Origin of the sequence: Undibacterium parvum, assembly GCF_003955735.1 — a bacterium.
Taxonomy (GTDB): Bacteria; Pseudomonadota; Gammaproteobacteria; order Burkholderiales; family Burkholderiaceae_D; genus Undibacterium; species Undibacterium parvum.
Genome location: NZ_CP034464.1, coordinates 4,570,359 through 4,581,997 on the forward strand (window position 1 = coordinate 4,570,359; position 11,639 = coordinate 4,581,997).

Here is an 11,639-nt window from a genome sequence, read left to right on the forward strand (position 1 = left end):
TTAAGCCTTCTTGCGCAAATCAGGGCGTATATGGTGCCCATCGCTAGTTTGTAAGGTGGTATACATTTCAGGACGGCGATCGCGGAAGAAGCCAAAACTTTGACGCTCTTTACGAATTTCTTCCAAATCAAAGCTATGTAGCAGGATCGTTTCATCCACGCGGTTGGCTTCAGCCACTTTCTTACCGGTGTAATCAGCAATGAAACTGGAGCCATAAAAAGTACCGGTTAAGCCTTTTTGTAGCGCGTTGTTATTGCCGATACCGGTCTCGCTGCCGATGCGATTGGCGGCGACTACCGGCACCATATTGGCGGCGGCGTGACCTTGCATGGTGCGCTGCCAATGGCCTGCTGTATCCATTTCAGTACTATGCGGCTCTGAACCTATGATGGTCGGGAAACACATGATTTCTGCACCCATCAAGGCCATACTGCGGGCGGTTTCCGGATACCACTGATCCCAGCAGATCGCTACACCGATGCGTCCAAAACGGGTATCCCAGACTTTAAAACCAGTGTCGCCAGGTGAGAAATAGAATTTTTCTGTATACCCAGGACCATCTGGAATATGGGTCTTGCGATAGACACCCAATACCGCGCCATCGGCATCTGCGACCGCCACCGAATTGAACGCCGCATTGCCGGCACGCTCAAAGAAGCCTATCGGTAGAACGATATTGAGTTCGCCCGCTAATTTGGCAAAATGCGCGATACGAGGGTTGCCTTCGAATGGTTCGGCCAGATCAAGATGATTCACGTTTTGATCAAGACAGAAGTAAGGCATCATGAACAGTTCAGGGCACAACACTAAGTTAGCGCCCTTGGCTGCCGCTTCGCGTATCAAGCGCTCGGCTCTGTCCATATTCAGTTGAAAATCCCAATCGCCTGATGCCATTTGTACAGAAGCGACGGTAATGGTTCGTTTAGTCATATCATGCATCCTCAATAAACACTTAAGCCAAATTACACATTTGCAGGCGATTGCCTAGCATAGGGTGCTGCTGGGTGGAGCAATGAGTGGCACCACCACCGAGAGAAATAGCCGTGATCGGCAATAATTCAACCACGCGGTCGGGGAAGGCTTGAGCGAAGACGGCACGTGCTAATTCATCTTGTGGCACATCGAAGGCAGTTGAAATTACCGCACCGTTGACTAAGACATAGTTGGCATAAGTGTCGCAAAAACGCGGACAGTCGTAGTTATAGGCATTGCGTGGCACTGGCAGATCGAGTATCTCAAAGCGCCGACCACGAGCATCGGTGGCCAGTTCCAGCGCACGGCGGTTTTCTTGCATGCCGGTGTAGTATTCACCCATGTCAGGATCGGCTGCGTTGAACAGTATCTTGCCCGGTGCGATAAACGAAGCGATGCCATCGATATGACCATTGGTCTCAACTTCAGGTGGGTAGCCTGGCAACCAAATGATTTTTGTTACGCCTAACATGCGACGTAATTCCGCCTCGATGTCGGCGCGAGTCATGCCTGGATTACGGTTTGGGTGCAGCAAGCAGCTCTCGGTCGTCAACAAAGTACCTTGACCGTCGACATAAAATGAACCACCTTCCAACACCATGCTGGAGCGCATAACAGGCAATTGCGCCATCGCTGCAATATCATCGGCCAGACGGGCGCAACCATCATACGGCGAGTACTTTTCACCCCAGGCATTAAACTTAAAAGCAGCAGCGACTTGACTGAGCTTGTCTTCATTGCTCAGGATAATCGGGCCGCAATCACGCACCCAGTTGTCTTCTACCGCAAGTGGCACGACAGTGACGCTAGGGCCACATAATTTACGCGCCGTCTCTACCAGTGGAGTGTGCGCGGTAACGATACAACGCTGATATTTGGCAATAGTGCGCGCCAGTAAGGCAAAGGCATCACATACGGCAGGGTAGTGTTCACCCCACAGTTCTTCACGGTTTTCTAGCACTGGCCAGCCCAACCAGGTGGCTGCCATTGGTTCCCATTCTGCGGGCATACGATAGCCGTCACGGCGGCAATCAAATTCTTGTTGTGTCATCTCAAAACCCTTAATGAAATTAGCTTGTGGGAGTATCCTAAGATGAATTTTATTTATGAAAAAGCGACTAATATTGCGACTATTAGTTAATTTATCTCATACCTTAATTGATTTCAGCGCGCTATTTATGAATTGAGCTGGATTGATTAGACGAATATTTACTCGCCCATGTGACGTAGACACTGGGTGAATCGTGCATGCTAGAGGTGGAAGCAGCGGCAAAATGAAGGCGCGATTTTGCTAACTATTTCGCCTGCTCGCTTAGAGAAAATTGACTTGATAGTTGATGACTGACAGCAAAAAATTTGCCTGCATCTGTGGCTTCGTCGGATTAATGCGACACAGTGGGCTGAGATGTCAGCACAATCGCTTAATGGAGGCCCGTTGGCACAGCACTCAATGCGAAGTGCAAATAATTCAGGAAGAGGAAGGTAATAAGCTTAGACGCACAGCCTGCGCCTAACTTGTTTCAAACATAAATCACTTAAGTACCTAAGCACCTAATCGCCAACACCTTCCAAATTGCCTTGTTTGAGCAAGCCATCAAAGACTTCCAGAACAATATTGGAGCGTGGCTGCCCCGCTACCCGCGAGATCCACCAGGTTGTACCAACAGGCCTTTGATATTCAGGTAGGATTGCCAACCTTTTCTGTGCCAGATCATCCTTGGCCAACAAACGCGAGACACAGGCGATACCGCGTCCACGCAACACGGCATCAAGCAATAGGCGCTGATCATCATATATCGCTTGATTTTTGAACATAGCCAACTGATCCCGGAAGATCCCTGCGGTTGCAGCATTGGTCAGGCTCTCTTCCAGGCAAACCAATTTGGTGTGTAAATGATGCTCGGAGATGGGTATATTCGCCAACTTCGCCACCAGTTCAGTGCAGCCTAGCATTACCCATTCATCCTGCAAAAATGGAATTTCCAATAAGCCAGGCTGTTGTATTGGACGATCACCGATGGTAATGTCCACATCGAGTTCATCGATGAAACGCGCAGTTTCATCGGTAGACAACATGGGGCAAAGTCCCGCAATCGTCTCTTGCAAAAATTCCAATTGCGGCTGCACCCAACCATGCAAAAGCGGCGCTGGACATACCAAGACCACTAAACCAGGATCAAGGTAGGTGGAAATCCGCCCCAAACCGCTACGCAAAGTATCTAGGGAGCGCGTAACACTACGCTGCAACACCTCGCCCGCTATCGAAAGTTCAACGCCGCGGCCGACCCTGCGAAACAGGGGCTGCCCAACCTGTTCTTCTAATTGCTGGATCTGATGACTGATCGCTGATTGTGAAAGACACAGCTCATCTGCCGCACGCGAAAAATTGCCATGGCGTGCGGCAGCTTCAAAACCAGCCAACAATCTCAATGAGGGAATTCGTATAGTAGACATATGTAAAAAATTTGCATTTAACCCGTGAACTTATCAATATATCTCAAGTTAATACGAGTTGGCGACTAGAAATTCAAAATGAATTTTTAACGTGTTGTCGGGCAACGCCACTTTGCAGACTCACTTGAGACGACTACTAGCGCAAATTGACTGACCAGTTTGGTGTGAGATGGAACCAGAGTTTTTTAGATTGAGTTGCGTGCCAAGAGTGGATTTAGGGCCAATCACCGCGTAGAAGTGCGCCCTGAAAACCTATTCAAAGCGTGCGAAATTCGATGCTACCGAAATTTTATACTAATCAGATCAATGCACCATCCATCTTTAGAATATATGGCGAATACCGATATCCAACCCTGTTTTTCCGGAATCGATCTCGATTGCATCATCTGCGCTATAAAAGAGTGGGCCATCCCTTTTTTGATATGGGCATAGGTCGCATACATAATTGTGCGCCTAGCCATAACGTAGTTGTTTTTAAAGACATCGTTGATGCTTTTTGGCTGATGTTCATTGCCTCTTTGACGTTTGTGCCCAGCGAACTCTATTGAGTCAATTATTTTTATGACATTATCGCTATAATGTAAATTAATACTAACAGTACCTTGATTTAAGTCCCCCACTTCCATGAAGCAGCAAAACAATCTGAATGCCGGTCACGGGTATGCGTTGCTACCACTTGACAACGTAATATTGCCAGTTGATATGGATGGCAGCGATGGCAACAACCGCGCACGAGGCAATCGTCCTCAGATATTAGCTGATAACGATATTGATGCTATCAAAGCTTGGCTTGCTCGTTTTTTAGATACTAAGACCACTTTTGATAATTATCGAAAAGAAGCAGAACGCTTACTTTTATGGTCTACCATTCAACTCGGTAAACCTTTGTCATCGATAACGCACGAGGATTGGTTGCTCTATCAGAGGTTTTTGTCCAATCCTGAACCTACATCTCGGTGGGTTATGCGAGATGGTCGAAAATTTGCGCGAAGTGACCCGGAATGGCGTCCCTTTTCGGGACCGCTCTCCCCTACAAGTCAACGCCAAGCAGCCGTCATCCTCAATGTCCTATTTTCTTGGTTAGTCAACGCGGGATATTTGGCCGGAAATCCACTATCACTTTCGCGACAGCGAAACAGAAAGGCAAAACCACGTATTACGCGGTATCTTGAGGAAGATTTGTGGATGGAAGTTAAATTGACGATCGACTCTATGCCGAAGGAGTCTCCGCGAGAATGTGAACAATATTTTAGAATGCGCTGGCTGTTTTCACTCTTGTACTTATGCGGCCTACGTATTTCTGAAGTAATTGGAAATACGATGGGATGTTTTTTCTGTCGACGGGATAAAACCGGCGAAGAGCGCTGGTGGCTCGAAATCTTAGGTAAAGGTGACAAGTTGCGTATTGTTCCGGCAACCAATGAATTAATGGTGGAGTTAGCACGATATAGACGTGAAAAAGGCTTAGCTGCCCTCCCCGCCTCAGATGAATGCCTACCATTATTGTTACCGATTGGACGTCGAACGGATTCAATGACACGCGGCGCATTGCATGCGATAGTCAAAAAAGTCTTTGAAAATACCGCAATACGTTTAAGACAACGCGACGAACACTCTCAAGCGCTTGCTGATCGCGTCGAGCAGGCATCTGCGCATTGGCTAAGACATACTGCAGGTTCACACATGGCTAATAACGACGTTGATCTACGCCATGTACGCGATAATTTGGGGCATGAGTCTATTAGCACCACCAATAATTATCTCCACTCATCAGATAATGCCCGCCACCAAGAAACAGAAAATAGACATAAAATAAAGTGGTAGCGCGTCGATTTTTGACACGTAAAAGCTACCCCGTTGCCAAGCGGAAGATTAAATTTTATTGCGGCCTCAAACCCGACTGAAAAATTACTTATTAACACTTTGGTTGACGTCGCCTAAATTTTCATTTTCTCTAAAGATAATGGCTACGCTCTCCAGCATATCGCATTTTCCCTTTTTTTAAGTTCTGTGGAACATTAATAGTAATTCTGCTCAAATTGATCTATACCAGCCAATAGACAAAGGCTGCACACCAAATTAAACCGAATTGCACAGCATTACTGCGGCTAGCCGAAATTTTCCATCTGGTAAAATAGACAGCATATAAGTCACAGCACAAACCACAAAAAATATGTCGATACAACTGAAACCCCTGAAAGAAAGAACGCTGTCTGAACTTCAAACCTTATCTGAACTTTTCGCCTGGCGTGCCGCCCTGACACCGCAGCTTGAAGCGTACCGGCAGTTTAATGAGTTGCAAGGCGAATGGATCAGTTCTTCATGGCTAGAAACCTATCAACGTAGTCTAGAGTTTGCCAAAGCAATCGCTGTCTTGCAGCCCGAGCGCGGTGCGCGCATTGCGATTTTATTGCCCAATAGTTTGAATGCAGTGTGCATGGATCAAGCGACATTGCAGCTCGCTTGCGTCCCGGTACCCATGCATGCGCTCGATAACCCTGCCAGTATTGCCTATATCCTTAGCGACAGCGATGCGACTTTACTCATCGCCGCTACTGATCAGCAATGGCAAGAAATCGCTGGCACTGGCATCACTACGCCAGCGCTACGGCAGGTAGTGGTACTACAAAAAAATCTCGCGCAAAATGACTATTGCCCGGATGTGCCGGTCGCTCTGTTGGACGATTGGCTTGCCAGCGCATCTGCGCATGACGCCCCTACAGTTCTGGTCGAGGCCAAGGCTGATGATTTGGCCGCTTTGGTGTATACCTCTGGCACCACAGGCAAACCGAAAGGTGTGATGCTAACTCATCAGAACGTCATGTCCAACGTCAAGGCGGTGGTAAAGCGCGTTGTGCCAGTCAGCAGTGACGTCTTCCTGTCGTTTTTGCCTTTGTCGCATACCTTCGAACGTACCGCAGGCTATTACTTGCCGATTGCGGCAGGTGCGTGCGTAGCATTCTCGTTTTCGGTGAAACAATTGCCGCAAGAATTGCTTACCATCAGGCCGACCATACTCATTTCAGTGCCACGTATTTACGAACGCGTGTACAGCGCACTACAAAACAAATTGGCACAGTCAAAAATTCAGTCCTTGCTAGTCAATGAGGCGATAGCGATTGGCTGGCGACGCTTCAACAAAGTACAAGGCTTGATGTCGCAAAGTCGGCTTCAGACCGTGTTTGATAGCCTTGCCTGGAGCGTGCTAGAACCACTTGTGGCAGATAAACTAAAAAGCCAGTTTGGCGGACGCTTGCGGGTAGCTGTGAGTGGCGGCGCTGCCCTGTCTACCGCGATCTCGCGGTGTTTTTTGAGCTTGGGCATTCCTATCGTGCAAGGCTATGGCATGACCGAAAGCTCGCCGGTCGTGGCATTTAATTCTCCCGAAGACAATAATCCGGCAACCGTTGGACGCGTGATGGATCAGGTCGAAGTCAAAATTGGGGAAAACGCCGAGCTACTGGTGCGCGGGCCCAATGTGATGCGAGGCTATTGGAAACGTGAGGAAGATACCGCCAAAGCCTTTATCGATGGCTGGTTACGCACCGGCGATCAGGCAGAAGTGCTGGACGGACGGGTGCGCATACTCGGGCGCGTCAAAGAAATCATAGTGACTTCAACAGGCGAGAAAATTGCGCCGGTTGATCTGGAGATCGCGATCGCTACCGACCCCGTATTCGAGCAAGTCTATGCCTTCGGCGACAACGCGCCCTTCATCGCATGCGCGGTGGTTCTGAGTCAGGCTTATTGGGCCACCTTAAGTGCTTCACTGGCGCTCGATGCCAACGCACCGGCCAGCCTGCACTCGCCCAAAGCGGTGGATGCCGTAGTGCAGCGCATGCGCGCACTAACTACCGCCCTGCCTTTTTACGCGCAGCCTAAAGCGGCAATTCTGTCACTAGAGCCTTGGACCATAGAAAACACTCTGATTACGCCAACACTGAAATTAAAACGACTTAATCTTGCCAAACATTTTGCGTCGGATATACAGCGCTTGTACACACAACATCGATAACAAACAAAGCAAGGAAAAGAAGGCCGCCCCTACCCTGCCGCAACGCACCCAGCATCTGGCACCAGGCCCATGGGTTTCTCAATAGGCATGCCGCCACTGCGCAATACCGGTGCGGCTTACAGGCCGGATGCTGCCACCAGGCGCATAGAATATGCGCACTGGCGTGCCTCATTGTTAGAAAATTTGATGGCGATGATAATTGGATCAAACTGGTTTTTGCTGGATATACAGACGGCACAATAGATCAACCCATTGCCAGCGACGATGCCGCCTTACCACTTCGTGTCATGACAAACAAATTTTCAGCGTTCTTTTTTCTATAGTTCCGTAAGAAAATGCTCGCATGAATGACTACCTCCATAAGTAAGTTATTCATCACAAGCACAATGAACAAAACAAAACAACCCACCTCGCAAGACCTCTTGTACCAGCAGGCAGTGCAAGAATTTGGCCGTGAACTGACCCGCTTTGTAGCAGGCTACGAACGAGAAAATGGAAAACGGCAGGAGCTATTGCAAGAGGTTCATTTCGCTTTATGGCGAAGCATGGCCGCTTACATGGAGCAGTGCTCGTTGCGAACCTGGGTGTATCGAGTGGCGCACAATGTCGCAGTGACGCATATTCAGCGAAACCAGCGTGCCGTAGAGCGAAATTGGGCCAGTCTGGAAGAGCTTGAACTTCATGTCGATGAGGCTGCTGACATCCTCTTAACGGACCGGCGACTAGACCTAGAACGAGTGATGGAATTAGTTCATTCTCTGATCGCATTGGATCGCGAAATCATCTTACTTTATCTCGAAGATTTGGACGCTGCCAGCATTAGTGAAATCACAGGACTGTCTTCCCGCAACGTCGCCACAAAAATACATAGGATCAAATCACTGCTGGCAAACCGGCTGGCCTTTAGGAGAAAATCATCATGAACGAAGAAGAATTGAAATCAATGTGGCAGTCGCAAGCAGTCGACAATGAGAGTTATTCATTTCAAACACTTGAGTACGAGACGATGGGCTTTCGCCGCAAAATTGCGCAACGCAATATACAAGAAAGAATTGCCGCGGTGGCGGTTGCCTTAATCTTCGGCTTTTACGCGTGGCACTTACCGGTATTGTTGATGCGTATTGGTAGCTGCATTGTGGTGTTCGGTAGTTTATTCATTCTCTACCATCTGCAGCATAGGACCTCGTTGCGAGAGCTTCCGCCTGAAAATCTAGCCCTATCGAATTTAACTTACTTTCGTGATGAACTGATGCGTCAACGCGATGCCCTGCGTCATTTGTGGCTATGGATGATCCCGACTCTACTAGGTATGAGCGTCTTTTTTTGGGGCTGGGCACAGCCAGAGCCAGCAGATTTTCCCTGGTCGATTACATCTGTAATAATTGTTCCTTTCGGCATCGTTATAGCGATGAATTTTCTTGCTGCGCACAGACTACAGGGGAAAATTGATCAATTAAATCAGTTAGATAAATAATTGGCAGATCGCTGATGCCCACACCATAGCCAATCGTGGCGATGAGATTGGCGCTTTGGCTTAACAGTCGTATTGACTCGCGTTAAGTCAGGGTGCGGGGATTATTGATGAATTTAAAACGGCATGCCGCCACTGCGCAATACGGATGCGGCCTACAGGCCGGATGCTGCCAGGAGGCGCATAGAATATGCGCGCTGGCATGCCTCTTTTTTAGTAAATTGGAGCGCACTTCCAGGAACAAGCAAACAAAAATATCAGACCTCGATCACCACTTTAAGCGCGCCCGTACTGGCAGCGTGGGCAAAGGTCTCATACGCATCCAGAATGTTAGCGAGCTTGAAGTGATGCGTGATCAATTGTGTCGGATCAATCTTTTTCGTCTGCAAGCTTCTCATCAGCATGGGAGTACTGACGGTATCCACCAAACGTGTGGTGATCGTGATGTTTCTATCCCACAGATTTTCCAGATGCAAATCGACTTTGGCACCGTGTACGCCGATATTGGCGATGGTGCCGCCAGGCGCGACAATTTTTTCGCACAATTCAAAGCTCGCAGGAATGCCTACCGCTTCAATCGCGGTATCAACCCCTCGCCCATTGCTTAGTTCCATTAAAGCTTCCACCGCCTTGCCATCCGTACTATTGATTACAGAGGTAGCGCCAAAGCGTGTGGCAATTTCAAGACGTTTGTCGTCGAGATCGATCATGATGATTTCGGCTGGAGAATAAAATTGCGCCGTGAGTAAAGCGGCCAGCCCGATCGGCCCTGCGCCAACGATCGCCACCGTGCAACCGGGCTGCACCTTACCGTTGAGCACGCCGCATTCGAATCCGGTCGGCAAAATATCGCTCAGCATGACCAGCGCTTCTTCATCCATCCCATAGGGAATCGGATACAAACTCGTATCGGCATACGGCGTACGCACATATTCTGCCTGGGTGCCATCGATGGTATTACCAAGTATCCAACCGCCTGTTGTGCAATGAGAATACATCAGCTTGCGGCAATATTCGCACTTGCCACATGAGCTGATGCAAGAGATCAGCACCCTGTCACCGGGTTTAAACGCGGTGACCGCAACACCAACTTTATCAACAATACCGACCCCCTCATGACCAAGAATGCGGCCTGGCTGGCAGCTAGGCACATCGCCTTTGAGAATATGCAGATCGGTGCCACAGATAGTGGTCTTGGTTATTTGGACGATGGCATCGGTGGGCGCAAGTATTTCTGGCCGCGTACGTTCTTCCAAGGCTTTTTTACCTGGGCCCAAATAGACAAGTGCTTTCATTACTGAAATTCCTTTAAACGTAAAAAATCTTGTAACAAGACATAACGCCAGTCACGCGCCCACAAGGAGTTATTTCTGCACGCGGCAATAAACGGGCAAACGACTTGAGCGCTGTAGCACTCACAGCAGCAACTGCTAGTTCATCCTGCTACATGCTTAACGTGCACCCTTATGGTCTTTTTGCCCGTCATTTTTATGTCTGCCGGCCACTTCCTTCATCTCCGCTTTTTGTTTCTGGGTGTTCAAGGCATCCGATTTCGAGGGACGAGTCTGTTCCGTTTTTTGATTCAGACTTTGACTCGGACTCTGCGTTTTGCTTGGTTGTGTCATGAAATTCTCCTGAGTAGTGTTAGTCATTCTCGTGAAATATGCCGAACAGTCAGCACGCCGAATAACCAGCAATGACAATGCACCGTTTTAAATCAATATACGGTGCGCTAGCGAACAGAAGAAGCTGAAAATTTGCCACTGCTTAGCGTATCGCAGGTGATAGGCTTTGCGTGATTATCAAATCTGGCGGTGTCTTGCAGACTTTGCAGATTGAACCGCCGATCAGGGCTTGGCTGGCCGCATGCAGGGCGATGCGGTTGCTGCCGTTGTCGCCCCATGAGGCGGCGTTGGCTCTGGCCTGATCCGCCAGATTTTGGTAATGGGCGGCGTCTTCGGCGTTGCCTTTGTCTAGTGCTTGCTTGACGAAGCTCAGATTTAAGTCGGCTTCCTTGTTTGCTGCCTTTTGTTTGCTTTCACCGATATCGCCCACCAGTTTGGCGGCCAATGGTGTAGCTTGCTGGATAAAGGCGCTGGCGACCGTCAGGGTGGCTTGCAGATCGGCCTGATTAAAATTATTGGCGATCTTGCCGCTGCTGTCGGTGCCGCTCACTACTTTGCGGTTGAGTCCGTTTAGGCTGTTCAATCCCTGTGCTGGTTGCTGGCCCACTGTAATTGTGCCGCCGCTAATGCCACTTTGCGTAACGCTGCTGTCATTGCTGCTCACGGCCATGGCGCTTGGTGCGGCGGTGTTGTTGGTGGCGCTGGCGTCCATTAGCTTCATGCCGCCCGGCCCAGTCGGCGCTGCCGCTTGCGCCTGACCCGATTTAGCGGCGTCTGCTTTGGCCGCTGCAGTACCGCCCATACTGGCACTGCCAGACAAGCCTAGGCTATTGGCCTCGCTGAGGCTGTGATTGGCAATCTGAGCGCTTGCCAAACGCATAGCCAGAAAAAAGACAACACAAAGCCAGATCAAACTGGTTTGCATTAACTTTTTAAAAAGCGAATTGATTGGCATTAAGTTGAGTACGAAGCTTATTGAAATTCAAAACAGCATGCCGCCACTGCGCAATACCGCTGCGGCTTGCAGGCCGGATGCTGCCAGGAGGCGCATGGAATATGCGCGGTGGCAGGCTTGGTGATGATAAGTTGATGGTGGTTGGAT

General features: G+C 49.2%; 11 protein-coding genes. 5 read left to right on the top strand and 6 right to left on the bottom strand.

Annotated elements, in window-relative coordinates; genetic code table 11:
* From aguB to EJN92_RS19945, 3 genes are all read right to left on the bottom strand, one after another.
* Positions 1-930, bottom strand: coding sequence for an N-carbamoylputrescine amidase (gene aguB, locus EJN92_RS19935; RefSeq protein ID WP_126129428.1), 930 nt, complete (start codon positions 928-930; stop codon positions 1-3).
* Between the two features lie 22 nt (positions 931-952).
* Positions 953-2,023, bottom strand: coding sequence for an agmatine deiminase family protein (locus tag EJN92_RS19940; protein ID WP_126129429.1), 1,071 nt, complete (start codon positions 2,021-2,023; stop codon positions 953-955).
* Between the two features lie 500 nt (positions 2,024-2,523).
* Positions 2,524-3,426, bottom strand: a complete 903-nt coding sequence (locus EJN92_RS19945; RefSeq protein WP_126129430.1) for a LysR family transcriptional regulator — start codon at positions 3,424-3,426, stop codon at positions 2,524-2,526.
* Between the two features lie 624 nt (positions 3,427-4,050).
* Here EJN92_RS19945 and EJN92_RS19950 point away from each other — a divergent pair.
* The 5 genes from EJN92_RS19950 (at position 4,051) to EJN92_RS19965 (ending at position 8,915) form a co-directional block, all read left to right on the top strand.
* On the top strand, positions 4,051-5,250 hold the full coding sequence (locus EJN92_RS19950; RefSeq protein ID WP_126129431.1) for a tyrosine-type recombinase/integrase: 1,200 nt from the start codon (positions 4,051-4,053) through the stop codon (positions 5,248-5,250).
* Positions 5,251-5,599: 349 nt separating this feature from the next.
* Positions 5,600-7,441 (top strand): AMP-dependent synthetase/ligase, encoded by a 1,842-nt coding sequence (locus EJN92_RS19955; RefSeq protein ID WP_126129432.1) that lies wholly within the window; start codon positions 5,600-5,602, stop codon positions 7,439-7,441.
* A gap of 69 nt (positions 7,442-7,510) precedes the next feature.
* Positions 7,511-7,684 carry a hypothetical protein gene (locus EJN92_RS21485; RefSeq protein WP_157984402.1) on the top strand — a complete coding sequence of 58 codons (174 nt, stop codon included), beginning with the start codon at positions 7,511-7,513 and terminating at the stop codon, positions 7,682-7,684.
* Between the two features lie 143 nt (positions 7,685-7,827).
* Positions 7,828-8,364, top strand: coding sequence for an RNA polymerase sigma factor (locus EJN92_RS19960; protein ID WP_157984403.1), 537 nt, complete (start codon positions 7,828-7,830; stop codon positions 8,362-8,364).
* Positions 8,361-8,915: a hypothetical protein gene (locus tag EJN92_RS19965; protein WP_126129434.1), complete on the top strand. Its 555-nt coding sequence runs from the start codon at positions 8,361-8,363 to the stop codon at positions 8,913-8,915. The genes EJN92_RS19960 and EJN92_RS19965 overlap by 4 nt, the downstream gene beginning before the upstream one ends.
* Before the next feature lie 254 nt (positions 8,916-9,169).
* Here the strand turns inward: EJN92_RS19965 and EJN92_RS19970 are convergent, their stop codons facing one another.
* The 3 genes from EJN92_RS19970 to EJN92_RS19975 all read right to left on the bottom strand — a co-directional run bounded on the left by EJN92_RS19970 (position 9,170) and on the right by EJN92_RS19975 (position 11,417).
* The gene (locus tag EJN92_RS19970) at positions 9,170-10,207 is read right to left on the bottom strand and encodes a zinc-dependent alcohol dehydrogenase family protein (RefSeq protein WP_126129435.1); all 1,038 of its coding nucleotides are present in this window, start codon (positions 10,205-10,207) and stop codon (positions 9,170-9,172) included.
* Positions 10,208-10,363: 156 nt separating this feature from the next.
* On the bottom strand, positions 10,364-10,537 hold the full coding sequence (locus EJN92_RS21490; RefSeq protein WP_157984404.1) for a hypothetical protein: 174 nt from the start codon (positions 10,535-10,537) through the stop codon (positions 10,364-10,366).
* A 142-nt stretch (positions 10,538-10,679) separates the two neighbouring features.
* A complete protein-coding gene (locus EJN92_RS19975) occupies positions 10,680-11,417 on the bottom strand; it encodes a hypothetical protein (protein WP_126129436.1) in 738 nt (245 codons plus the stop codon).
* Positions 11,418-11,639 lie beyond the last annotated feature (222 nt).

What these genes read in the sequence shown, in the direction of transcription:
- EJN92_RS21490 (WP_157984404.1), bottom strand. Translation starts at nt 10,537, where the DNA reads ATGACACAACCAAGCAAAACGCAGAGTCCGAGTCAAAGTCTGAATCAA.
- EJN92_RS19965 (WP_126129434.1), top strand. Translation starts at nt 8,361, where the DNA reads ATGAACGAAGAAGAATTGAAATCAATGTGGCAGTCGCAAGCAGTCGAC.
- EJN92_RS19955 (WP_126129432.1), top strand. Translation starts at nt 5,600, where the DNA reads ATGTCGATACAACTGAAACCCCTGAAAGAAAGAACGCTGTCTGAACTT.
- EJN92_RS19960 (WP_157984403.1), top strand. Translation starts at nt 7,828, where the DNA reads ATGAACAAAACAAAACAACCCACCTCGCAAGACCTCTTGTACCAGCAG.
- EJN92_RS19970 (WP_126129435.1), bottom strand. Translation starts at nt 10,207, where the DNA reads ATGAAAGCACTTGTCTATTTGGGCCCAGGTAAAAAAGCCTTGGAAGAA.
- aguB (WP_126129428.1), bottom strand. Translation starts at nt 930, where the DNA reads ATGACTAAACGAACCATTACCGTCGCTTCTGTACAAATGGCATCAGGC.
- EJN92_RS19945 (WP_126129430.1), bottom strand. Translation starts at nt 3,426, where the DNA reads ATGTCTACTATACGAATTCCCTCATTGAGATTGTTGGCTGGTTTTGAA.
- EJN92_RS19940 (WP_126129429.1), bottom strand. Translation starts at nt 2,023, where the DNA reads ATGACACAACAAGAATTTGATTGCCGCCGTGACGGCTATCGTATGCCC.
- EJN92_RS19975 (WP_126129436.1), bottom strand. Translation starts at nt 11,417, where the DNA reads ATGCGTTTGGCAAGCGCTCAGATTGCCAATCACAGCCTCAGCGAGGCC.
- EJN92_RS21485 (WP_157984402.1), top strand. Translation starts at nt 7,511, where the DNA reads ATGGGTTTCTCAATAGGCATGCCGCCACTGCGCAATACCGGTGCGGCT.
- EJN92_RS19950 (WP_126129431.1), top strand. Translation starts at nt 4,051, where the DNA reads ATGAAGCAGCAAAACAATCTGAATGCCGGTCACGGGTATGCGTTGCTA.